Source organism: Kitasatospora sp. NPDC059577, assembly GCF_042735475.1.
Taxonomy (GTDB): Bacteria; Actinomycetota; Actinomycetes; order Streptomycetales; family Streptomycetaceae; genus Kitasatospora.
Map to the genome: position 1 here is coordinate 26,622 of NZ_JBHWBZ010000015.1, position 24,175 is coordinate 50,796.

Sequence of the window (24,175 nt, forward strand, 5' to 3'; positions counted from 1 at the left end):
GAGTCTATGGCCACCCACCGACAAGCCCGCCCGACCGGAGAAATCCGGCCGGGCGGGCTCGACCGCGGACGCGGCTCAGACCAGGCGGCGGGCGGTGGCCCAGCGGGTCAGCTCGTGGCGGTTGCTGAGCTGGAGCTTGCGCAGCACGGCGGAGACGTGGCTCTCGACGGTCTTCACCGAGATGAAGAGCTGCTTGGCGATCTCCTTGTAGGCGTAACCGCGGGCGATCAGGCGCAGGACCTCGCGCTCGCGCTGGGTGAGGCGGTCCAGGTCCTCGTCGACCGGCGGGGTGTCGGTGGCCGCGAAGGCGTCCAGGACGAAGCCGGCCAGCCGGGGCGAGAACACCGCGTCGCCGTCGGCGATCCGGAAGATCGCGTTCACCAGGTCGGTGCCGGTGATGGTCTTGGTGACGTAGCCGCGCGCGCCGCCGCGGATGACGCCGATGACGTCCTCGGCGGCGTCCGACACGGACAGCGCCAGGAACTTCACGCCGCCCGTCCGTCGCCCGCCACCGCCCTCGTCCGAGGCGCTCCGTGCCGCCCCGCCGTCCCCCATCACGCCGACCGAGCGGCGCAGCACCTCGACGCCGCCGCCGCCGGGCAGGTGGACGTCGAGCAGGACCACGTCGGGCCTGGTCTCGGCGACCACGCGGACCGCGGAGTCCACGTCGTCGGCCTCGCCGACCACGTCGATCCCGGTCACGTCGGTGCGGCCGATCTCGGCCCGGACGCCCGTCCGGAACATCCGGTGGTCGTCCACCAGCACGACCCGCGCAGTACGCCCCCCGCCCTCGGCCGGGGAGGCCCCCATCGGCGCTGCCTCAGTCATTCGTTCTCTCCATCTCCAGCTCGACCTCGGTACCGCCGCCCGCTGCCGGCCGCACCCGAGCGGTGCCGCCGTTGCGCTTCATCCGGCCGATGATCGACTCCCGTACGCCCATCCGGTCCTCGGGCACCGTGTCCGGGTCGAAGCCGGGGCCGTGGTCGCGGACGAACACCGACACCGTCCTCCCCTCCACCTCGGCGTAGACCTGGACCGGTCCCCCGCCACCGTACTTGGCCGCGTTGACGGTCGCCTCCCTCGCGGCCTGCATCTGTGCCGCGATCCTCTCGTCCATCGGGCAGTCGCCGACGATGACGAGCTCGACCTGGACGCCGTGCCGGTCCTCGACCTCGGCGACGGCGGCGCGCAGGGTCTCCGCCATGGTGTCCGGCGCGGCCTCGGCGGCGGCCTCCGGGCGGTACAGCCACAGCCGCAGTTCGCGCTCCTGCGAGCGGGCCAGCCGCAGGACCTCCTTGGGGTCCTCGGCCCGGCGCTGGATCAGGGTCAGGGTGTGCAGCACCGAGTCGTGGATGTGGGCGGCGATCTCGGCCCGCTCCTGCGCGCGGATGCGGGCGGTCCGCTCGGCGCCGAGGTCCTGCCACAGCCGCAGGCCGTACGGGCCGAGCAGCACCAGCACCCCGGCGAGCACCGCGAGCGAGGCCTCGACGACCGAGCCGAGCGTGGAGCCGCTGCCCTGCATGGCGAGCAGCGCGATGGTGCCGGCCACCGCGAGCAGCACGCCGGCGCCGACCCGGGTGTAGGCGCCGCGCCGCTTCTCGCCCTCCTCGATGCCGAACCAGCGCTGCCAGCGCGAGTCGTCGGCCTGCCGCCAGACCAGCGCGACGCCGACGCCGATCGCCAGCAGCGGCCAGGTGTACGGCTTGGCGGTCTGCCAGCCGAGCACGTTGAGCAGGGCGATCAGGCCGATCACGACCATGACCAGGGCGGCGAGCTGGCCGAGGCCGCCCTGCCCGTTCTTGGTGGCCGGCGCCGCGGCCCCGCCCTCGGCGGGCGGCGCCACCGGCTCGCCCTGCAGCGTGTGCTGGAGCAGCTGGCGCAGCCGGCCGAGCCAGCCGCCGGTGGGGCCCTTGCTCAGCAGGCCGCCCTGCAGCCCGGGGGTGGCCGGCACGAACACGCCGTTGAGGTACATCCACTGGGCGCCGCCGCGCGCCGAGGGCTCGCCGATGCCGATCGGCACCACGAACCAGAACGCGGCGTACAGCAGGGCGCCGATCCCCTGCGCGAAGAACAGCAGGACGAAGGCGAGCCGCACCCAGCGCACCGGCAGCCCGAGGTGCACCGCCAGGCCGTGCGCGACGCCGCCGAGCATCCGGCCCTGCGGGCTGCGGTAGAGCCGGCGGTACGGCGGCTTCCCGCCGTCGGTCGGGTTGGGGTCCGCGCCGGCCGACGGCGCGGCGTCGGGGGCGGTGGTTCGGGGATCGGTACCGGGGGCTGCCACGCCACCGATGGTTCCACGCGCGCCGCCGCGGGCGCATCAGGGTGTGTCCCTAGCCCGTCTCAGGGACAAGTCAGGGTACGGGCAGGGGTACTCCCGGTTGGGCCGGACCGGCACCTGCCGGAAGGATGGTGCCCATGACCGAGGACCACCGCATCGAGGAGGCCGGGCCCGCCGCCCCGCCGGAACCGCGACCGCCACTGACCCGGGCCGAGCACCACCGCGTGGTGGCCGGCGTCTGCGGCGGCCTCGGCCGGCACCTGGACATCGACCCGGTGGTCTTCCGGGTGGTCGTCGTGGTGCTCTGCCTCTCCGGCGGCCTCGGGCTGTTCCTGTACGGCCTGGCCTGGCTGATCGTCCCGACCGACGAGGAGTCGAAGGGGCGCGGCGGGCGCACGGAGCTCCAGCGGGTGCTCACCGGCCGGGTGGACGGCCAGTCGGTCGGCGCGGTGCTGCTGACCGTGATCGGCACCGGGGTGTTCTTCTCCTCGATGGGCGACGGCGACCAGATGTTCCCGCTGCTGCTGCTCGCCGGCCTGGTCTTCCTGGCGGTGCGCTACGACCCGGAGCGCCGGCGCGGCCGGGGACCCGGGCGCCGGCGCGGCGGCCCGTACGACCGTCACTTCCCCGCGCCCGGGTCCGAGGGCTACGTCTGGCCGCGGCCGGAGCCGGACGGGGCGGCCGGCTCCGGGCACGCCGCCGACCGGGCCGCCGGGACGGTCCCCGCCGACGGTCCGGCGCCGGGCGCGAGCGGCTACCTGTGGGACCCGCGCCACCCCGAGCGCAACCCGTACGGCGGAAACGCGTCCGCGACCCCCACCCCGCCGTTCGGCACCCCGGTGCCGCCGGCCGGCGGCCCGGCCCAGCCGTGGTGGCAGCGCGCCGACCTGCCCGAGGGCGACCCGCTGCGCAAGGAGGACCCGAAGCGCCGTTCCGAGCCCGCCGTGGTGCGGCGCCCCCGGGAGCGCTCGGCGCTCGGCTTCTTCGGCTTCCTGCTGGCGATCGGCGCGGCCGCCGCGGTCTGGTCCGCGTCCACGAGCCACCACGACCCGACCGTGCTGGGCTCGACCGCGCTGGCCACCGCGCTGCTGGTGGTCGGCCTGACCCTGCTGGTCGGCGCGAAGTTCGGCCGGGCCCGCAAGCTGGCGGCGACCGGTCTGCTGCTCACCCTGGCGCTGGCCTTCGTCGGGCACTCGCCGGACTCGATGAAGAACGCCGTCGGCGAGCGCGACTGGACGGTCACCACGGCCTCCGACCTGCACGACCGCTACAACCTGGGCGCCGGGCAGGTCCGGCTGGACCTGGCGGGGCTCGACCCGGCCGGCGCCACCCTCGCCACCAAGGTCGACCTCGGCGCCGGCGACATGACCGTCACCGTGCCGGACGACGTGACCGTGAACGTGGTCGCCCGCGTGGGCCTCGGCAACATCGACACCCCGGGTGACCGCAGCGACAGCACCGGACGGCACACCTATCTGATCGGCCCGGTCGACGGCCGGGCCTCCAAGGGCACGCTCAACCTCGAACTCGGCATCGGGCTCGGCAACATCAAGGTGGTCCAGCAGTGAGGAAGCACCGGCTCGACCTGTTCTCGCTGATCGCGGGCGCGCTGTTCACCGTGCTCGCCGTGCTCTACCTGGTCGCCGCGCTCAACGACCAGTCGGTGAACGGACGGATCGTCATCCCGGTCACCTTCATCGTGCTCGGCGTCGGCGGCCTGGCGGGCGCGGTCGCGGCGGTGGCCCGGCGCGGCCGCCCGGACCGCGAGGAGTGACCCGCGCCGGGGCTCCCGGCACGGGCCGTCCCGGTCCTCAGCTCTGCTGCGGGCCCAGGGTCAGCTGGTCGCCGTCCTTGGTGACGGTGTACTTCGGCAGCGGCTTGACCGCCGGCCCGTTGACCACCGCGCCGGTGCCGGCGTCGAACCGGGAGCCGTGGCAGGGGCAGTAGAGCCGACCGTTCTTCGGGGCGTCCACCGCGCAGCCGGAGTGGGTGCACACCGAGGAGAGGCCGCAGTACTGGCCCGCCGTGGGCTGCACGATGTAGACGGCGTCCCCGGTGGCGGGGTCCTTGACCTGGGCCGAGCCGCCGACCGGCACGCTCGCGGCGGGCACGGTGGGGGCGGGGGCCGCGGCGCCGGGGACGGGGGCGGCCGACTGCTTGGCCACGGCCTGCCTGCCCCGGCCGAAGGTGCGGGTCAGCGAACCGGTGAGCAGTCCGGCGCCGCCGACCGCGACGGCCGCGATGCCGCCGTCCACCAGCGCCCGGCGCTTGACCTGGTCCTCCCCCAGCCCCCGCCCGCGGTCGCGCTCGGCCCGGCGGGCGAAGTAGCCGTCCAGGGACAGGTACGGGGTGCCGGCGAGCACCAGCGGGGTCCAGGCCATCAGGTAGGCGAGGTCGTTGCCGAGGTAGTACGGCGAGACGCTCCAGCTGACGGTCAGCCAGAGGCTGAGGTTGAGGAGCGCGCCGCCGAGTGCGGCGACCCGGCCCCAGAGGCCGAGCAGGGTGCCGAGGCCGACCGCCAGCTCGCCGAAGGCGATGGCGAGCGCGAACAGGGTCGGGTGGTCGAGGGCGGGGCCGAGCAGGAAGGAGATCGGGCTGCCGCCGGCCTTGGCGGCCTGGGTCTGCGAGACGAAGGAGGCCGGGTCGCCCGCGCCGGCCAGGAAGTGCGCGTCGGAGAGCTTGTCGAGGGCGGCGTAGACGAAGGTGATTCCGAGGAAGAGCCGGAGCGGGAGCAGCGCGTACCCGGACGCGAGCGCCCGCCACTGTGCCGCCCGGTCGGCCCGGCCGGCCGCTCCCCCGCCGGTCGGCTCCGCGTTGCTGGCCTCCGACATCCCGCACACCTTCCTTCTCGGCCTGCCACTCCCTGACAGGTCCGGTCCGCATTCTGCCCGCTCCTGCCCACTTTCGGTGGGAGGTCCCACCCGAGGAGCGGCTCCCGCACCGCGAACGGTCGCGCCGCCGCTCCCTTGCATACGGGAACGACGGCGCGACCGTTCAGGCTCCGGCCTCAGGCCCCCGTCGAGGACGGGCGCCGACGGCCGGCGGGAGTGCCTACTCCCACTCGATGGTGCCCGGCGGCTTGCTGGTGACGTCGACGACGACGCGGTTCACGTCGCGGACCTCGTTGGTGATCCGGGTGGAGATCCGGGCCAGCACGTCGTAGGGCAGGCGCGACCAGTCGGCGGTCATGGCGTCCTCGGACGAGACCGGGCGCAGCACGATCGGGTGACCGTAGGTGCGGCCGTCGCCCTGCACGCCCACGCTGCGGACGTCGGCGAGCAGCACGACCGGGCACTGCCAGATCTCGCGGTCCAGACCGGCCGCGGTCAGCTCCTCGCGGGCGATCGCGTCGGCGTCGCGGAGCAGGTCCAGGCGCTCCTGGGTGACCTCGCCGACGATCCGGATGCCCAGGCCGGGGCCCGGGAACGGCTGGCGCTGGACGATCTCCTCCGGCAGGCCCAGCTCCTGGCCGACCATCCGGACCTCGTCCTTGAACAGCTTGCGCAGCGGCTCGACCAGCTGGAACTGCAGGTCCTCGGGCAGGCCGCCCACGTTGTGGTGGGACTTGATGTTGGCGGTGCCGGTGCCGCCGCCGGACTCCACCACGTCCGGGTACAGGGTGCCCTGGACCAGGAAGTCGACCGACTCGCCCTGCGAGCCGGCCTCGGCGATGATCTCGGCCTGGGCCTGCTCGAAGACCCGGATGAACTCCCGGCCGATGATCTTGCGCTTCTCCTCGGGGTCGGTGACCCCCTTCAGCGCGTTCAGGAACCGCTCGGCGGCGTCGACGACCTTCAGCTGCACGCCGGTGGCGGCCACGAAGTCCTTCTCGACCTGCTCGGTCTCGCCCTTGCGCATCAGGCCGTGGTCGACGTAGACGCAGGTCAGCCGGTCACCGATGGCCTTGTTGACCAGGGCGGCCGCGACCGCGGAGTCCACGCCGCCGGACAGGCCGCAGATCGCGCGCTTGGTGCCGACCTGCTCGCGGATCAGGGCGATCTGCTCCTCGACCACGCTGCCGGTGGTCCAGGTCGGGGCGATGCCGGCGCCGCGGTAGAGGAAGTGCTCCAGGATCTGCTGGCCGTGGTCGGAGTGCAGCACCTCGGGGTGGTACTGGACGCCGTACAGGCGGGCCTCGTCGTTCTCGAAGGCGGCGACCGGGACCACGTCGGTGGAGGCGGTGACGGTGAAGCCCTCCGGCGCGGCGGAGCAGGCGTCGCCGTGCGACATCCACACCGAGTGCTGCGCGGGGACACCCTCGAACAGGGTGGAGCCGGCGCGGGAGACGGCCAGCGGGGTGCGGCCGTACTCGCGGGCGCCGGTGTTGTCGACGGTGCCGCCGAGCGTCACGGCCATCAGCTGGAAGCCGTAGCACATCCCGAAGACCGGGACACCGGCCTCGAAGATCGCGCGGTCGATCTGCGGCGCGCCCTCTTCGTAGACCGACGACGGGCCACCGGAGAGGATGATCGCCTTGGGGTTCTTGGCGAGCATCTCGGCCACCGGCATGCTGCTCGGCACGATCTCGCTGTAGACCCGCGCCTCACGCACCCGACGGGCGATGAGCTGGGCGTACTGGGCACCGAAGTCGACCACCAGGACGGTGTCGTTCTCCGGCACGGACTGGACGGGAATTGCAGAGGACACAGACGGCCTTCCGGCAGCGGTATCGAGGTGTCACGCGGAGCCGCCTCCCCCTGCGGGGACGCGGTGGCGACGGGTGTGGGGTGTCTGGACACCGATTCTACCGGGCTGTCCGGTTTCACTCGTCTGCACGTCCAAAGGGCCGTGACCGGGCGGGGCCGCGATTCGTTGCTTCAGACGACCGCACGGCCGCGCCGCGTCCGCCAGACGCGCCGACCGACCCCCGCGGGGGCACCGCCGTACGGCTGCAGGACCACGCGTGGAGCTTCACCCCAGTCCACCGGCGCACGTGGCGCCGCCACCCGGTCTGCCGGGAGCGCGGCTCCGTGGGACCGTGCGCGGGTGCCGCGGCCGGCCAGCAGGGGACAGCGACCCCGGCCGCGACTGGGCCGAGAGGTGGGACGGCCGGAGTCCGGGGACGCCCGGGACCGGCCGTCGCACCCCCGGCCCGAGCCGGTGCACACCCGGCGCACTTCTCCGTCAGTCCCGCGCCGCTACGCGCGTCCCGGTGCGCCGCAACCCTCAGGCCACTACGCACCGTGATCATTGGCGGCTGTCCCGGCAACACATGCACCGGATCGAACTGTGCCGAATCGGTTGCAGAGCGAGCCCCTCGTCCAGCACGATGCTCGTTGTAAGCCTTTCTCCCGGCGACCTGACGGCTAGCCGAGGAGGCCGGCCGACGACGTGCCGCAGCCGCCGCACAGCCAGGCGACAGCGGTTTTCACTTCACGCTCCGTGAGCGAGGAACCGGCGCAGACCCGCGCGCCGCGAGCCGTTCCACGCGCGTGCGCGCCCCGCACCGACGGCCACCCGCACCGGGAGCCGCGACGCGGACCGAAGCCAACCGACACGACGGCGCTCCTCCCCCGGCGCCGTCACCCCAGCACCGGCGCGGCCCTGACGCCGAGTGCTGAGCGACAAAGGGCCCCGTTCCCCCGCGGGGCCCTTTGCCCTTTCCAGGGCCCGCCGGGCTCAGGGGTGCTCGCGCCAGACGCTCGGATCGACCGGCTCCTCGCCCCGGGGGGACGGCACGTCGGCGACCGTCGGCGCACCGGCCCGGGTCCCCGCCGCGGGGGTGGGCGGCGCCTCGTGCGAGCCGAGCACCTCGCTCACCCCGCTCCCGGGCGCGGGCGGCCCGTCCTGCGGCGCGGCGGCCCGCAGCGGGACGTCGTGCGCCGGAGCGCCCCCGCCCGGCACGTCCTGCCGCGGGCCGGCCTGCGCGGGAACGCCGTGCGCGGGAACACCGTGCGGCGACGCCGGCACGGGCGGCACCTCCGACGGCACGGGCGGCAGCGGTGTGTACGGATGCGGAGCCGCGCCCCCGGGTGCACCGTCGTACGACGCACCGCCGTACGGGCCCTTGGCGTACCCGGCACCCGCGCCACCGCCGCGGACCGCCGCCAGCAGCGGCGGCACCAGCAGCGCACCGGCCAGCGCCCAGACCGCGTTGGCCGCCAGGACGGTGAGGAAGGTCAGCCCGACCGCGTTCTCCTGGGACACCTGCAGGTCGGAGGTCCGGCTCCAGCCCGCCATCGACGAGGTCCGGGTCACCATCGCCCCGGCCACCGCCATCAGCACGGTGAGCGCCGCGGCGTGCACGGCCGCCAGCCGCAGCCGGTCGGCCGCGTCCAGCTGCCGCCGGTGCGCCGTCCAGCCGAGCGTCCCCGCCGCGACGAGCGCCAGCAGGCCGGCCCAGCGCCAGTCGGCGGTCACCTGGTCGTGCAGGTCGAAGAAGGAGAGGTTCAGGTCCTCGCTGCGCTTGCCCCAGGACGTCTCCCCGCCGGTCAGGCCGCTGTGGGCCTGGAAGGTCGCCCCCGAGCCGAAGCCCAGCAGGGCCAGGCCGAGGTTGGGCAGGAAGGCCAGCGCCAGCCCGACCTGCCCACCGCTCGTGCTGTTCGCCGCGACCAGGACGAAGGCCGCCACCGCGGACAGCGCCACCGACACCGCCATCGCCTGGCCCGCGCTCAGCGCGGCGACCGCCCAGCCGCGCACCGACCGGCTGCGCCAGGCCGCCCAGCGCAGCGCGTCGGTGCCGTGGACGACGAAGGCCAGCAGTCCGGCCAGCAGCAGGGTCCAGCCGACCGCCTCCAGCCAGCCGGCGCCCGCGGTGATCACCGGCCGGGACAGGTCCTGGCCGCTGGTGCCGGTGTAGTCGGGCACGTCGAAGGTGTCCCGCGGCTGCCAGGTCGTACCGCCGACTGCCCAGAGCACCGTGGTCACCCCGGCCAGGACCAGGGCGGTGCGCAGCGCCTCCCCGGCGGCCTGGGCGCGGGTCAGCTGTCCCACCACCGCCTTGTGGCGGCGCAGCCCGGCCCGCAGGCCGCGCCAGAGCGCCAGGCACCACAGGACGGTGACGGTCATCGGCGCCACCCGGAGCACGATGTCCATCCGTTCGGCGTGGCCCCGGCTCAGCGGGCTCTGGTACCCGATCCTGAAGGGCGCGCCGAGGGCGTTCAGCGCCATCGACAGCGTCGCGCCGAAGCGGTCGCCGAAGTCCGGCGACCGGAACCGGTACTCGTACTGGTAGTCGCTCGGGACGGCCGCGATCAGTGCGGCCAGCAGCAGGACGAGGGTCGGCGCGACGGCCGCCCTGAGGGCCGGGCGCCAGTCCGCCCCGGTGAGCAGGCGGTGGACGGGTGACTGAGGGGCGTACGGCGTCCCGGTGCCCCAACTGCCCACCGCGGGCGGCACGGCCGGGCCCCCGCCGGGGCCGTACGGCGGCGTCGCCGCGAACCCCGGCGGGCTCCCGGGCGCGCCGGGCGCACCGGATGAACCGGTCGCACCGGGAGCACCGCGCGGCGGGGGTACGGCCGGGGGCACGGCGGGCGGCACCGGCGGAGGTGCGGCGAGCGGGACTGCGGGCGGGACTGCGGGCGGGACTGCGGGCGGCGGCGGGGGCGCGACCGGCCGCCCGCACGAGCCGCAGGCCGACGCCCCCTCCACCGAAGTCGCGCCGCACGATGCGCAGTTGGCCATGGACCGGTTCCCCCCGCTCGACGAGTCCCTGGGCTGCCCCAAGGAGCCCGTTTATCCCATCGGACCCGAACGGATGTCAACCGGGAACGCCGGCACCCTGATTGGCCCTTCGCAGGGGCTTCAGCCCTGCTTCTTCGGGACCTCCGGGACGGGCAGCAGCGGCAGCCGCAGCGCGCCGAACGCGCCCTCCGGCACGGCCGGCCGCAGCGGCGCCACCGGGGTGACCCGCCGGTACGCCTCGTCCTGCTCCGGGCGCCGGTCGGCCTCGCCCTTGTTCGGCCACATCGACATGGCGCGCTCGGCCTGCGCGGTGATGGTGAGCGAGGGGTTGACGCCGAGGTTGGCGGAGACGGCCGCGCCGTCCACCACGCTGATCCCGGGGTAGCCGTACAGCCGGTGGTACGGGTCGACCACGCCGGTCTCGGGAGCGTCGCCGATCGGGCAGCCGCCGAGGAAGTGCGCGGTCATCGGGATGTCGAAGATCTCGCCGACGGTGCTGCCCGCGAAGCCGTTGATCTCGGCGGCCAGCGCCTGGGCGCCGCGTTCGGCGGCCGGGATCCAGGTCGGGTTGGGGGCGCCGTGGCCCTGGCTGGAGGTGAGCCGGTCCTTGCCGAGCGGGCCCTTCTTCAGCGAGACGGTGATCGAGTTGTCCAGCGACTGCATCACCAGGCCGATGATCGTCTTCTCGGACCAGCCGCGCTGGTCCATCGAGCGGGCGAAGGTCACCGGGTGGAGGACCGAGTTGCCCAGGTAGCGCAGCCAGCGCGGGCCGCGTCCGGCGCCCTTGACCTGGGCGATCGACAGCGCGCCCATCGCGTTGGAGCCCTTGCCGTAGCGGACCGGCTCGATGTGGGTGTTGGCGTCCGGGTGGATCGAGGAGGTGATCGCGACGCCCTTGGTGAAGTCCGCCTTGGCGCCGTAGCGCCGGTCGGTGGTCTGCGCGCCCACCAGGGCCTCGGAGTTGGTGCGGGTCAGCTCGCCGAGCCGGGCGGAGATCCGGGGCAGGTGCCCGGCCGCGCGCATCCGGTGCAGCAGCGACTGGGTGCCGTAGGTGCCGGCCGCGACGACCACCCGGGCGGCGGTGACGGTCCGCGCGCCCGCCTTCACCCGGTCCGTCTTCGAGCGCGAGTCGGTGCGGCGCACGTCCACGGCGTAGCCGCGGCTCCCGTCGGCCCCGCCGATCTCCCGGATCCGGGCCACCGTGGTGAGCGGGTGGATCTCCGCACCGCCCCGCTCCGCCAGGTACAGGTAGTTCTCGGTGAGCATGTTCTTGGCGCCGTGCCGGCAGCCGGTCATGCACTCGCCGCACTCCACGCAGGCCTTGCGGGCCGGGCCGGCGCCGCCGAAGTACGGGTCGGCGACCTCCTCACCGGGCGCCGCCTTCACCGCCCCTCCGCCGGACCCCGCCCCGGAGGTGCCCCCGGCGTCCTCGCCGTCGCCGAAGAACACCCCGACCGGCGCCATGTGGAAGGTGTCGGCGACGCCCATCTGCTCGGCGGCCGCCTTGAGGTGGACGTCGGAGGGGGTGACGGTCGGGTTCAGCCGGACCCCGAGCATCCGCTGCGCCTGGTCGTAGAACGGCGCCAGCTCCTCCTGCCAGTCGGTGATGTGGCGCCACTGGCGGTCCTCGAAGAAGGCCTTCGGCGGCACGTACAGGGTGTTGGCGTAGTTCAGCGACCCGCCGCCGACCCCGGCGCCGGCCAGGATCAGCACGTTGGCCAGCAGGTGGATCCGCTGGATGCCGTACAGACCGAGCTGCGGTGCCCACAGGTAGTTCTGCAGGTCCCAGGAGTTCTTGGGCAGTTCGTCCCGGTCGAAGCGCCGCCCGGCCTCCAGGACCGCGACGCGGTAGCCCTTCTCGGTCAGCCGCAGTGCCGCGACCGATCCGCCGAAGCCGGACCCGACCACGACCACGTCGTAGTCGAACTCCGCCGCACCGCCGGACTCCACCATCTGCCACCGCTCCTTCGCCGGGATGAACATGCCTGTGGGAAACGCGGGTCGGGCCCCGCACGACGGCGGGGCCCGCGTGCCGCTCGGGCCTACCTGAAGCGCAGCGCCTTGAGCGCGCGCAGCCCGCTGGTCATCACGGCGGCGAACTGCTTGTCGTCCAGGCCGAACGAGGGCGCGATCGGCATCAGCCGCTGGGTCGCGATGGTCTGCGCCTCGGTGAAGCGCAGGATGCCCTCGGCGCCGTGCCGGCGGCCCAGCCCGGAGTCGCCCATGCCGCCCATCGGGGAGGCGACCGAGCCGTACGCGGCCGCGTAGGCCTCGTTGACGTTGACCGTTCCGGTGCGCAGCCGGGCCGCGACCGTCCGGCCGCGCCGCAGGTCCTTGGTCCAGACGCTGGAGTTCAGGCCGTAGGGCGTGGAGTTGGCGGCGGCCACCGCCTCCTCCTCGGTGTCGAAGCGGTAGACGGAGACGACCGGGCCGAAGGTCTCCTCGGAGCAGACCGCCATCTCCGGGGTGACGTCGTCGAGGATGGTCGGCTCGAAGAAGAACGGGCCGAGGTCCGGCCGGGCGTGCCCGCCCGCCACCACGGTGGCGCCCGCCTTGACCGCTTCCTCCACGTGCCGGGTGGTGGTCTCCAGCTGGCGGACGGAGACCAGCGAGCCCATGTCCGCGCCGTACGCGAGGCCGCCGCCGAGGCGCAGCGCCCGGGTGCGGGCGGCGAAGCGCTCCAGGAACTCGTCGGCCACCGAGCGGTGCACCAGCAGCCGCTCGATCGAGATGCACAGCTGCCCGGCGGAGGAGAAGCAGGCCCGGACGGCACCCGCAGCGGCGGCGTCGAGGTCGGCGTCGGAGAGCACCAGCATGGCGTTCTTGCCGCCGAGTTCGAGCGAGGCGCCGACGAGCCGGGCGGCGGCGCGCTGGGCGACGTCGCGGCCGGTACGGGTGGAGCCGGTGAACGAGACGTAGTCGGCGTGCTCCACCACGGCGGGGCCGATCACCGGCCCGTCGCCGATCACGACCTGCCACAGGTCGGCCGGCAGCCCGGCCTCGACGAGCAGCTCGCGGGCCCACAGGGCGGTCAGCGCGGTCTGGGTGTCGGGCTTGTTGACCACCGCGTTGCCGGCCGCGAAGGCGGGCAGGGCGTCGCCGACGGACAGCTCCAGCGGGTAGTTCCAGGGCGAGATGTGGCCGATCACGCCCTTGGGGCGGCGGGCCTCGACCGCGTGGGTGAGCACCGGCAGCGCGCCGCCGCGCCGCTTGTCCTTGAGGTACGCGTGGGCGGTCCGCCCGTAGTGCCGGGCGGCCATGGCGACGGCCAGCACCTCCTCGAAGGCGTGCAGCCGGGCCTTGCCGGTCTCCGCCTGGATGAGGTCGAGCACCTCGTCCTGCCGCTTGAGCAGCAGGTCGTGGAAGCGCAGCAGGACGGCGGCGCGTCGGCGCACCGGCAGCGCGGCCCAGGCCGTCTGGGCGCGGCGGGCCAGCTGGAAGGCGACCTCGACGTCGGCCGGGGTGGACTGCGGCAGGCAGGCCAGCCGCTCGCCGGTCAGCGGGGCGACGGTCTCCACCAGGTCGGGCTCGCCGGTGGCGGTGACGCCGACGGCCAGCCGGTCGACCAGGGACGGCGGGACGGCCGCCGCGACGGTCCTGGCCCCGCCGGGGGCCGCCGGGTTGCCGGCGCCGGGGTGTTCGGTGGCCACTGCATCTGCTGTGAGGTCCGACATACGGCGCAGCCTAGGCCTTCGGCGGCCGGTCCGGTACCCGTGGGTAACAAGAATCTGCCGCAGTCGGGCGAAAGCGGGCGTCCCGGCCGCCGGAGCCTCCCCGCGGCCGGCCCCGGCTCAGCGGGTCGGCGTGAAGTCGCGGAGCACCGCGTTGAAGCGCTGTTCGGCCTCGGTCCACTCGTTGCCCCGCTCCGGGCTGGAGGAGTAGATCGCGTAGCTGGTGCCGTCGTCGTCGATGAACTCGGCCTCGACGGCCCGGCGTCGGCCGCCGCCCTGGGCGGCGTAGCTGAACTCCCAGACGGCCGCCTCGTGGCCGTTGACCGCGACGCTGGTCATCTTGTGCTGCTTGTAGTCCTTCAGCGACTTGGAGACGGAGCCCTCCATCTGCCGCATGTGCTCCAACGGCTTCACCGACTGTCCGGCGGTGACGGCGAACTGCAGGTAGTGCGTCTTGCTGTCGGGGCTGTAGTAGATCTGGTTGTCGGAGGTGGTGCTGCGCTGCCAGGCCGGGGTGCCCGAGGGCAGCGGGAAGCGGAAGCCGGCCGGGTCGTCGACCCAGCGGTAGCCGTCGGGCGCCGCCGCCGAGGGGCTGGCGCCGGTGGTGGGCTCCGGCCCGGTGGACTCGACCGGCGCGGTCGGCGTCGGTTCCTCGGAACCGCCGCCCACCACGTGCCGGGTGACGAGGAAGGTGCCGGCGGCCGCCAGCAGGCCGACCGCCACCGCGACGGCGACGATCCTGGCGGTGTTGCGGCGCTTGGCCGGGCCGCGCGCGGGCGTGACGGCGTGCGCCACCGGCGCGACCGGCCCGGTGTGCGCCCGCGCGGCGTCCGCCCCACCGCCCGAGGTCTCGTGGACGGCGGGCGTGGCCGTGGCCGTGGGCGTGCCGGCGGGTGCGTGCTGCTCGGTCGGCCCTTCGGCGCCCTCGGCACCCCCGTCCGGGGCCTCCGCGGTCTCCGCAGGGTGCTCACGGCGGTCCACCACCGGTACCGACTGGGTGGGCGCCCGCAGCGGCGCGACGCTCTTGAAGCCCATGGTGTGCCCGGCCTGGACCTCGGCCAGCATCCTGGCCACCTCGTCCGCGGTCGGGCGCTCGTCCGGGTCCTTGGCCATCAGCGCGGCCAGCACCGGCCCCAGCGGCCCGGCCCGGCGCGACTCCGGCAGCGGCTCGTCGACGACCGCGGCCAGCGTGCTGATCGGCGAGTCCCGGCGGAACGGCGACTGGCCCTCGACCGCCGCGTACAGCGTCGCCCCGAGGCCCCACAGGTCGGAGGCCGGTCCGGGGCGCTCGCCCTGGGCGCGCTCCGGTGCCAGGTAGTCCGGCGAGCCCACCAGGTCGCCCGGCCGGGTCAGCTCGGTGGAGCCCTCGTACTTCGCGATGCCGAAGTCCAGCAGCACCACCCGCCCGGTGCCGCGCTCCAGCAGCACGTTGGCGGGCTTCACGTCCCGGTGCAGCACCCCCAGCTGGTGGCCGCGGTGCAGCGCGGCGAGCACCTGACTGCCGACCTCGGCCGCGGCGCGCGGCTGCAGGGTGCCGTCCTGGCTGATCACGTCGGCCAGCGAGCGGCCGTCGACCAGTTCCATCACGATCCACGGCCGGCCGTCCTGCTCCAGCACGTCGTGCACGGTGATCACGCCGGGGTGCTTGATCCGCGCGGCCGCGCTGGCCTCGCGCTTCATCCGGGTGTGCAGGATCTGCAGGTCCTCCTCGGGGAGGTGGTTGACGGTCAGCTCCTTGACCGCGACCTCGCGGTCGAGCATCCGGTCCCAGGCCCGCCAGACGGTGCCCATGCCGCCACGGCCGAGCCGCTCGCCGAGCTCGTAACGCCCGGCCAGCAACCGCTCCGCCTCGGCCGCTTCCGGCCCGTCCTGCACACCCATCTGCGACCGCTCCCCCACACATTCCGCCTGCCGTCACCGCGACGGAGGGCCTGGTGCAGACCACTGTTCGAACAAATCCCACGCACACATTAGGCGCAGCGTGCCGCCCCCGGTAATCACGCCCGCCTCCCGGAGCGACGACACCCGGTCCGTCCGGGCCGTCAGCCTGCGAACAGCACCACGGCGGCAATTCCCAGCGCCAGCAGGGCAAGGACTCCCCCCACCAGCAGCGGTCCCAGGAGGGCGGGGGGTATCCGTGGCGGTTTCCCGCCACCGCCGGGCCCGTCACCGGGGCCGTTGCCCGCCGCGGCACTCCCGGAATTCCCGGATCCTGCGCCCCGTCGGCCGCCCCGGCGCGGCCGCACCACCAACGGCGCCTGCGGCTTCAGCGTCACCGCCCGCGCCACCCGCTCCTCGTCCACCGGCTCCGGCGCGCCCGCCAGCAGCTCCGCCAGCTCCCGCCACACCGCCTCCGCGGTCGGCCGCAGCACCGGGTCGGGCTGCAACAGCCGCTCCACCAGCGGCCCGAGCGGCCCGCAGGCCGCCGAGTGCTCGCGCCGCCCGTCCCGCACGGCCGTCACCAGCTCCGGCACACCGCCCTCGGGGTACGGCGAGCGGCCGGTGACCAGCCGGTGCAGCAACACCCCGAGCGCCCAGCAGTCGCCCGCCGGGCCGCCGTCGAGCGGCCAGCGCTCCGCCACCGGGCCGACCAGGGTGGCCCGTACGTCGTACCGGCGCCGCCCGCCCGGCCCGCCGAGCTCCTCGGCCAGCCCCTCCTGCGCCACCCCGGCGAGCAACCCGCCGAGCATCGCCGCGCCGTCCTCGCAGACCAGTACCGAATCGGCGGTCAGGTTGCCGTGGGTGAGGCCGGCCTCGTGCAGCGCCCGCAGCGCGCCGGCCAGGTCCGCCGCCAACTCGGCCGCCCGGTAGGGCTGCACCGGCCCGTCGACCAGCAGGTCGGCCGCCGTCGGCCCGGCCGGGCGCTCCTCCGCCGTCCACAGCAGCTCGCCCTCGACGAAGGCCCCGACCCCGCGCAGCAGCCGCGGGTGCTTGGCCGGCGCGGCCGAGCCGACCGCCGCCACCCGCCGCACCAGCCGGTCCGCCTGCGCGGGCACCACGTCCTCCGGGTCCTGACCGGCGGTCAGCAGCGCGGGCAGTTCCAGGGCGCGCAGCAGTACCGATTCACCGGTCCGCTCGTCCACCGCGTGGGCGCGGAAGGGTTCGGGACGGTCCGTCAGCCGGTACCGTCCCGCCAGCAGTTGCCCGGGGCCACCTCGCATGCCAGTTCCTCTCGCTCACCGAGCAGCCTACTGAGCGGCTCCTTCGCACCCGGCCCGGTGGACCGGACCTGACCGGTCGACACCGCCTTCCGGGTGGCGGGGAACGACGACCGGACCGCCCCGGCGGAGGCCGTCCGCACCGTCGAGGGGCCGTCATCGACGGCGAGGAGCCGGTCGCCCGGTGCCGCCCGGCCGCGTCCGCGGGGGCGTCACCCGCCGGCTGTCCACCCTAGGACGGGCAGCCGCCGGTACCGGTTCCGGGCGCCGTCATCCCACGGCGCCCGGCGACGGATCGCAACTCATCGGCCGCGCAGCGCGGTCGGCCGCCCGGAAGCCGTCCCCGCGGTCACGGCGCGGGCTGGAAGGTGCCGAAGACGACGTCCCGGACCGGGGCCTGCGCGGCCCACTGCGCGTCCGGGACGATCCAGTAGATCGAGTAGCCGTACTTGGCCGGGGTCCCGGTCACGAAGCCGCGGTTGAGCGAGTGGGTCCTGGGCGTGCCGTTGGTCCACTCCCAGTCCGCCGCGTTGGTCCACTGCCGGTAGGTGATCGCCGACAGGTTCAGCCGCTGGTAGTTGGTGACCTGGCCGCGCACGTTGGGCTCGGACTGCTGCCAGTCGGCGACGGCGCTGTCGCCCGGCGAGGTGGTCCACTCGATCCGCAGCTGACTGCCGTCGGCCGGGTTCTTGAAGATCCGCCGGTTGGAGTCGGACCCGGCCGGCTGCAGCCAGTCCGGCAGGACGACCGAGAAGCCGCTCGGGTCCTTGTACTCGTGGTACCCGGCCGGCACCGCACCACCCGGCGCGGACGGCGCCGGGGTCTGCACGGGAGCGGGGGTCTGCACGGGAGCCGGGGTCTGCACGGGGGCCGTCGGCGTGGTGGCGGCGGGCTGCGCGGGAGCGGGAGCGGCGGGGGTGGTGGCGTCGGCGCCCGGCGTCCCGGTCTCCGCCGGTGCGGGCGCGGGCTCCGTCGCGGACGGCGCCGCGCCCTGGCTCGGCGGGGTGTCCGCGGTCGTCGCCACCGGCGAGGTGGCGCCCGCGCCGTGGGTGGACGCGCCCTTCGCGTCGCCGCCGACGGCCTGGAGCACCGCGACCACTCCCGCGATCAGCAGCAGCACCACGACCACGGTGGCGATGGCCAGCCGCCGCCGGCCGGTGCGCGGGTCGGCCCCGGCGGCCTGCGTCGCGCCCATCGTCCACTCGCTGGTCACCGGACGGATCGGGTCGGGCACCGGCTCCGTCGCCGCGGCAGCGGGCTCCGCCACGGCCGCCGCGGGCGGCTCCTCGTCCCGGGCCCGGCTGCCCACCCGGACCGTCCCCAGCAGCCCGCCCACGGTCCGCTTCCGGACGGCCTCGGGCTTCTCCGGCCCGGGCTCCGGCGTCGGCGTAGGCGTCGGTTCGGCCACGGCCTCGGGCTCGGCCGCCGGCTTGGGCTCGGACGTCGGCCGCGGCTTGGACGACGGCTCGGGCGTGGCGGCCCCCGTCTCCACCGGCATCGCGTGCTCGGTGGTCGACTCGGCCTTCACGGTGGCCTCCGCGACCACCCGCTTGAGCATCGACCGGGTCTGCGAGGCGTCCAGCCGCTCGGCCGGGTCCTTCTCCAGCAGCCCCTCGATCACCGGCTTCAGCGCCCCGGCGTTCGCCGGCATGGCGAGGTCCTCGGTCATCACCGCGGTCAGGGTGGCCAGCGCCGAGCCCCGGTCGTACGGCGGGCGGCCCTCGACCATCGCGTACAGCGTGCCGCCCAGCGACCACAGGTCGGCCGGCGGCCCCGGCTTCTGCCCGCGGGCCCGCTCCGGGGATATGTACGAGGGCGCGCCGACCAGCATGCCGGTGGAGGTGACCGAGGCGTCGCCCTCCACGCTGGCGATGCCGAAGTCGGTCAGCACGACCCGGCCGTCATCGCCGATCAGCACGTTGGACGGCTTGACGTCCCGGTGCAGGATCCCGAGCGCGTGCGCGGCGATCAGCACGCCCAGCACGTCGAGCGCGATCTCGGCGGCCCGGACGGGCGCGAGCGGTCCGTCCTCGCGGATGACGTCGGCCAGCGAGCGGGACTCGACCAGCTCCATGACGATCCACGGCCGGTCGTCCTCGTCGACCACGTCGAAGACGGTGACCGCCGAGTTGTGCCGGATCCGGGCGGTCGCCTTGGCCTCGCGCAGCGTCCGGACGATCAGCCGGTGCTTCTCCTCCTCCTCGACGCTGGCGTTCATCCGCAGTTCCTTGACCGCGACGGTCCTGCCCAGCATCTCGTCCTCGGCGCGCCAGACGGTGCCCATGCCGCCGCGTCCGAGCACGCCGTTCAGGCGGTAGCGGCCGGCCAGGAGGCGGCCGGTGGAACCCTGCGCCTGGGTCATTCGGAACGTTCCCCCATGTGCTGCTGGCGGTCGTGGTGACGGCGTGTCGGACCGGCCGGGCCCGAACGCCCAAGCCTCCATCATCCCCTGTCCCGGGGGCTCGCGACCACCCGCCCCCCGTCCCGACCCGGGACGAACCGGAACGGGAGCGGCGCTCCGTGCCCGATCTGTGATCGAAAACTCGCCAAGATCCGTCCGAATCACTGCTACCGTTCGGCAGCTCATCGTCTTTTCCGGGGGGATTCGACGCCCATGACCGCACCCGTACCGGGCACTGACGGCCCATCGGCGCGGCCGCGCACCGCCCAGCACTACTCGGTCGCACCGGCACCGGCCTCCCCCGAGGGCTACGTGGTGCCGGGCATGCCCGGCGCCCCGGTGAACGGTTACGAAACCGTCGAATCCGTCGCCCCGCTGCCCCGGCGCGCCCCCCGCCGCCGGCGCACCGCCCCGGCCCTCGTCCTCGCCGTCCTCGCGATGCTGCTCGGCGGCCTCGCCTACGGCTGCGCCCCGCTGCGCGCCGCCGACAGCCTCGGCTGGCTGGCCATCGCCCCGGCCGGCCTGGTCGCCCTCCCGCTCGGCCTGCTCGGTGGCCGGAACCGGCTCCTCCCGCCGCTCGGCGCCCTGCTCGCGGCGGGCGCGCTCCTGATCGGCCAGCTGACCGAACACCTGCGCCGGGTGCACGCCGGGGGTCCCGGCCCCCGCGGCCTCCTCCACGACACCCTGGCCGCCTGGCGCGCCGACCTCCGCCCGCTCGACGCGGCGTTCTACGCCATCGCCCTGATCGGCGGCTTCCTCCTCACCCGCCGGACCGCCGACCGCGGCTGACCCCCCGCCGACCGCACCCGGACACGCCCGGACAGCCCGAAGGCCCCCGCCGTACCCGGCGGAGGCCTTCGTCAGCGCACGGCTCAGCGGTGGTCGAGCGCCGGGTTGACCGTCACCTCGACCCGCTGGAACTCCTTGAGCTCCGTGTAGCCGGTGGTGGCCATCGCGCGGCGCAGCGCACCGAACAGGTTCATGGTGCCGTCCGGGGTGTGCGACGGACCGGTGAGGATCTCCTCGGTGGTGCCGACCGTGCCGAGGTCCACCCGCTTGCCGCGCGGCAGCTCCTCGTGGACGGCCTCCATGCCCCAGTGGAAGCCCTTGCCCGGGGCGTCGGTGGCGCGGGCCAGCGCGGCACCGATCATCACCGCGTCGGCGCCGCAGGCGACGGCCTTCGGGATGTCGCCGCTGTAGCCGACGCCGCCGTCCGCGATCACGTGCACGTAGCGGCCGCCGGACTCGTCCATGTAGTCGCGGCGGGCGGCCGCGACGTCGGCGACGGCGGTGGCCATCGGCACCTGGATGCCGAGCACGTTGCGGGTGGTGTGGGCGGCGCCGCCGCCGAAGCCGACCAGCACGCCGGCCGCGCCGGTCCGCATCAGGTGCAGGGCCGCGGTGTACGTGGCGCAGCCGCCGACGATCACCGGGACGTCCAGCTCGTAGATGAACTGCTTCAGGTTGAGCGGCTCGGCGGCGCTGGAGACGTGCTCGGCCGACACGGTGGTGCCGCGGATGACGAAGACGTCGACGCCGGCGTCCACGACGGCCTTGGAGAACTCGGCGGTGCGCTGCGGCGAGAGCGCGGCGGCGGTGACCACGCCGGAGTCGCGGACCTCCTGGATGCGCTGCTTGATCAGCTCGGCGCGGATGGGCGCGGCGTAGATCTCCTGCAGCCGGCGGGTCGCGGTGGCCTCGTCGGTGATCGCGGCGATCTCGTCGAGCAGCGGCTGCGGGTCCTCGTAGCGGGTCCAGAGGCCTTCCAGGTTCAGCACGCCCAGGCCGCCGAGGCGGCCGATGGCGATGGCCTGCTGCGGGGAGACCACGCTGTCCATCGGGGCGGCGAGGAACGGCAGCTCGAAGCGGTAGGCGTCGATCTGCCAGGCGATAGAGACCTCCTTCGGGTCCCGGGTACGGCGGCTGGGGACGACGGCGATGTCGTCGAAGGCGTACGCCCTGCGGCCGCGCTTGCCTCGCCCGATCTCGATCTCAGTCACTTCGAGCCCTTCTGCTTTGTTGCTGTGCCCGCCGGGTCACCCCGGCCGCACCCCAGTATCCCGTACTACCGGCGGCACCGCCCCGACGGCCCGCTCCCCGGACCCGCGACAGGGGCGGACGCGCGGCGGGGCCGGACAGGCGGAGGGGGCGAACACGGCGAGGGGCCCGCCGCCGCGGGTGCGGCGACGGGCCCCTCGGTCGTCCGAGCCGGGCGGACCGGTCAGCGGGCGGAGTAGTTCGGCGCCTCGACGGTCATCTGGATGTCGTGCGGGTGGCTCTCCTTGAGGCCCGCCGAGGTGATCCGGACGAAGCGGCCCTTGCTCTCCATCTCGGCGATGGTGGCGGCGCCGACGTAGCCCATGGTCTGGCGCAGGCCGCCGATGAGCTGGTGCAGCACGGCGGACAGCGGGCCGCGGTACTGCACCTGGCCCTCGATGCCCTCGGGGACGAGCTTGTCGTCCGAGGCCACCTCGGCCTGGAAGTAGCGGTCCTTGGAGTACGAGCGGCCCTGGCCGCGGGACTGCATGGCGCCCAGCGAGCCCATGCCGCGGTAGGACTTGAACTGCTTGCCGTTGATGAACAGCAGCTCGCCCGGGGACTCCTCGCAGCCGGCCAGCAGCGAGCCGAGCATCACGGTGTCGGCACCGGCGGCCAGCGCCTTGCCGATGTCGCCCGAGTACTGCAGGCCGCCGTCGCCGATGACCGGCACGCCGGCCGCCTGGCAGGCCTGGGCGGCCTCGTAGATGGCGGTGATCTGCGGGACGCCGATGCCGGCGACCACGCGGGTGGTGCAGATCGAGCCGGGGCCGACGCCGACCTTGACGCCGTCCACGCCGGCGTCGATCAGCGCCTGGGCGCCGTCACGGGTGGCGACGTTGCCGCCGACCACGTCGACCCCGACGGCCGACTTGATCTTCGCGATCCAGGCCAGCGCGTTGTGGCTGTGGCCGTGCGAGGTGTCGACCACCAGGAAGTCCGCACCGGCCTCGACCAGGGCCTGGGCCCGGTCGAACGCCTCGGCGCTGGCACCGACGGCGGCGCCGACCAGCAGACGGCCCTCGGCGTCCTTGGCGGCGTTCGGGTACTGCTCGGCCTTGACGAAGTCCTTGACGGTGATCAGGCCCTTGATCCGGCCCTCGTCGTCGACCAGCGGCAGCTTCTCGATCTTGTGGCGGCGCAGCAGCGCCATCGCGTCCACCCCGGAGATGCCGACCTTGCCGGTGATCAGCGGCATCGGGGTCATGATCTCGCGGACCTGGCGGCTGCGGTCCGACTCGAAGGCCATGTCGCGGTTGGTGACGATGCCGAGCAGCTTGCCGGCCTCGTCGGCGATCGGGACGCCGGAGATGCGGAACTTGGCGCACAGCGCGTCGGCCTCGGCCAGCGTGGTCTCGGGGCCGACCGTGATCGGGTCGGTGACCATGCCGGACTCGGAGCGCTTCACCAGGTCGACCTGGTTGGCCTGGTCCTCGACCGAGAGGTTGCGGTGCAGCACGCCGACGCCGCCCTGGCGCGCCATCGCGATGGCCATCCGCGCCTCGGTGACCTTGTCCATGGCCGCGGAGAGCAGCGGGATGTTGACGCGGACGTTCCGGGAGACCCGCGAGGAGGTGTCCACCGAGTTCGGCAGCACCTCGGAGGCCCCGGGCAGCAGCAGGACGTCATCGAACGTGAGCCCGAGCATGGCGAACTTCTCGGGTACGCCTGCGGCGTTGTAAGACATTTGGGGGGTACCTTCCGTGGCCGGCCTTATCCGCTCACGCCCTGAGGGTGGGGGCGCATTCATCGCTCACTCGCGCAGACCGCCGAAGCCGGGTGCAATGGGAGGATCCTCCAAGGGGACCCAGCGCGCACCCGTGAAACTTTGGCAACCCGCCCAGGCGCCGATACCCCATGGTACTGGCACCGCGAATGTGTCCTCGTGTGCCCTTGACAACAACCCCGCCGGGGCGCCACATTCCGCCGCGCCGCGGAACCCGGCCGACGGCGGGGCCGACCGGAGCGGCCGGGGTCAGGAGGACTCCTCCGCGAGCGCCCGCAGCCGACTGAGCGCCCGGTGCTGGGCCACCCGAACCGCGCCGGGCGACATCCCGAGCACCTCGCCGGTCTCCTCCGCCGACAGCCCGGCGGCCACCCGCAGCAGCACCAGCTCGCGCTGACGGGCCGGCAGGTTGGAGAGCAGTTCCTTGGCCCAGGCCGCGTCGCTGCTCAGCAGCGCCTGCTCCTCCGGGCCGAGCGCCTCGTCCGGCACCTCCGGCAGGTCGTCCTGCGGGACGACGGTCGAGCCGGGCCCGCGCATCGCGGCCCGCTGCAGGTCGGCGATCTTGTGCGCGGCGATGCCGTACACGAAGGCCTCGAACGGCCGCCCCTGGTCCTTGTACCGCGGCAGCGCGCACAGCACCGCGACGCAGACCTCCTGGGCGACGTCGTCCACGTGGTGCCGGGCCCCGCCGGGCAGCCGGACCAGCTTGGCGCGGCAGTACCGCAGGGCCAGCGGGTGGACGTAGGCGAGCAGGGCGTCGATCGCCGGGCCCTCGCCGCGCACTGCGGCCGCGACGAGTTCACCCATCAGCGGGGAGCCGCCCGTGCCGAGCACCGGCGGGCGGCCCGGTCCGGCCCCGACACCGGAACCGCCGGGAGCGACGGAATCGGCGTACGACGGATCGTGGCCCGGACCGGAGGGCTCGGCCTCCACCGGGTCCGCCTGGCCGGCCGCACCGGCGACGTCGTCGCGCATCGGTCCATGGTGCCTGGTCGAGCGGGAAAACGCGGCACCGCGTCCGGAGTTGTGCACCGGAACGTTATGCGCTGCCGCACCGTGGGGCGTTCCGCGCACCACCGGCCCCTCCTGCACCGTGCCGCCTCCCGCCCCGCCGTCGGTGGTTCCGTCCGTCGCGCCGTCCGCCGAGTGTCCTGCGGCTGCGTCGTTCGCCGCAGTGCCTGTCCGCTGGTCCCCGAGGTGCTCCACTCCTCCATGGTGCAACCTCGGGACCGTAACGTCACACGCTTGTGCGACACCCGCTCCGGGGATCGCCGGCGGCGC

General features: G+C 74.6%; 16 protein-coding genes and 1 pseudogene. 3 read left to right on the forward strand and 14 right to left on the reverse strand.

Annotation, left to right across the window (positions count from 1 at the left end; translation table 11 throughout):
* Positions 1-75: 75 nt before the first annotated feature.
* Complete coding sequence (locus tag ACFV0O_RS14910) at positions 76-828, reverse strand: response regulator transcription factor (protein ID WP_360254737.1); 753 nt, start codon at positions 826-828, stop codon at positions 76-78.
* Positions 821-2,281, reverse strand: a complete 1,461-nt coding sequence (locus ACFV0O_RS14915; RefSeq protein ID WP_380341243.1) for a PspC domain-containing protein — start codon at positions 2,279-2,281, stop codon at positions 821-823. Before ACFV0O_RS14915 ends, ACFV0O_RS14910 begins: the two co-directional genes overlap by 8 nt.
* A 134-nt stretch (positions 2,282-2,415) precedes the next feature.
* Between ACFV0O_RS14915 and ACFV0O_RS14920 the strand changes: the two genes are divergently transcribed.
* Together ACFV0O_RS14920 and ACFV0O_RS14925 are read left to right on the forward strand one after the other, a co-directional pair.
* Positions 2,416-3,846: a PspC domain-containing protein gene (locus tag ACFV0O_RS14920; RefSeq protein ID WP_380341246.1), complete on the forward strand. Its 1,431-nt coding sequence runs from the start codon at positions 2,416-2,418 to the stop codon at positions 3,844-3,846.
* Positions 3,843-4,052, forward strand: coding sequence for a hypothetical protein (locus ACFV0O_RS14925; RefSeq protein ID WP_359911252.1), 210 nt, complete (start codon positions 3,843-3,845; stop codon positions 4,050-4,052). Before ACFV0O_RS14920 ends, ACFV0O_RS14925 begins: the two co-directional genes overlap by 4 nt.
* Before the next feature lie 37 nt (positions 4,053-4,089).
* Here the strand turns inward: ACFV0O_RS14925 and ACFV0O_RS14930 are convergent, their stop codons facing one another.
* From ACFV0O_RS14930 to ACFV0O_RS14970, 9 genes and pseudogenes are all read right to left on the reverse strand, one after another.
* Positions 4,090-4,533 carry a ubiquinol-cytochrome c reductase iron-sulfur subunit gene (locus ACFV0O_RS14930; protein WP_380341392.1) on the reverse strand — a complete coding sequence of 148 codons (444 nt, stop codon included), beginning with the start codon at positions 4,531-4,533 and terminating at the stop codon, positions 4,090-4,092.
* Positions 4,534-4,572: 39 nt separating this feature from the next.
* Positions 4,573-5,109, reverse strand: a pseudogene (locus tag ACFV0O_RS14935) (DoxX family membrane protein); the annotation flags it as partial.
* A 220-nt stretch (positions 5,110-5,329) separates the two neighbouring features.
* Entirely contained in the window at positions 5,330-6,898 is a 1,569-nt protein-coding gene (gene guaA, locus ACFV0O_RS14940) for a glutamine-hydrolyzing GMP synthase (RefSeq protein WP_380341249.1), read from the reverse strand.
* 999 nt (positions 6,899-7,897) lie between these two features.
* Complete coding sequence (locus ACFV0O_RS14945) at positions 7,898-9,616, reverse strand: proline-rich domain-containing protein (RefSeq protein WP_380341251.1); 1,719 nt, start codon at positions 9,614-9,616, stop codon at positions 7,898-7,900.
* A 405-nt stretch (positions 9,617-10,021) separates the two neighbouring features.
* Entirely contained in the window at positions 10,022-11,884 is a 1,863-nt protein-coding gene (locus tag ACFV0O_RS14950) for a GMC oxidoreductase (protein WP_380341254.1), read from the reverse strand.
* 59 nt (positions 11,885-11,943) lie between these two features.
* Complete coding sequence (locus ACFV0O_RS14955; protein WP_380341256.1) at positions 11,944-13,575, reverse strand: succinic semialdehyde dehydrogenase; 1,632 nt, start codon at positions 13,573-13,575, stop codon at positions 11,944-11,946.
* Between the two features lie 117 nt (positions 13,576-13,692).
* Positions 13,693-15,453: a protein kinase gene (locus tag ACFV0O_RS14960; protein WP_380341259.1), complete on the reverse strand. Its 1,761-nt coding sequence runs from the start codon at positions 15,451-15,453 to the stop codon at positions 13,693-13,695.
* Between the two features lie 161 nt (positions 15,454-15,614).
* Positions 15,615-16,733, reverse strand: coding sequence for a protein kinase (locus ACFV0O_RS14965; protein ID WP_380341262.1), 1,119 nt, complete (start codon positions 16,731-16,733; stop codon positions 15,615-15,617).
* Between the two features lie 346 nt (positions 16,734-17,079).
* Positions 17,080-19,092, reverse strand: coding sequence for a protein kinase (locus tag ACFV0O_RS14970; protein ID WP_380341265.1), 2,013 nt, complete (start codon positions 19,090-19,092; stop codon positions 17,080-17,082).
* A 252-nt stretch (positions 19,093-19,344) separates the two neighbouring features.
* On the opposite strand from ACFV0O_RS14970, the gene ACFV0O_RS14975 reads away from it, so the two are divergent.
* A complete protein-coding gene (locus ACFV0O_RS14975) occupies positions 19,345-19,920 on the forward strand; it encodes a hypothetical protein (RefSeq protein ID WP_380341267.1) in 576 nt (191 codons plus the stop codon).
* Positions 19,921-20,003: 83 nt separating this feature from the next.
* Here ACFV0O_RS14975 and ACFV0O_RS14980 read toward each other — a convergent pair whose 3' ends face one another.
* From ACFV0O_RS14980 to shbA, 3 genes are all read right to left on the reverse strand, one after another.
* Positions 20,004-21,131, reverse strand: coding sequence for a GuaB3 family IMP dehydrogenase-related protein (locus ACFV0O_RS14980; RefSeq protein WP_360254715.1), 1,128 nt, complete (start codon positions 21,129-21,131; stop codon positions 20,004-20,006).
* Between the two features lie 221 nt (positions 21,132-21,352).
* Positions 21,353-22,855, reverse strand: a complete 1,503-nt coding sequence (guaB, locus tag ACFV0O_RS14985) for an IMP dehydrogenase (protein WP_360254713.1) — start codon at positions 22,853-22,855, stop codon at positions 21,353-21,355.
* A 288-nt stretch (positions 22,856-23,143) separates the two neighbouring features.
* Entirely contained in the window at positions 23,144-23,701 is a 558-nt protein-coding gene (shbA, locus tag ACFV0O_RS14990; protein ID WP_196948785.1) for an RNA polymerase sigma factor ShbA, read from the reverse strand.
* Positions 23,702-24,175: the final 474 nt, after the last annotated feature.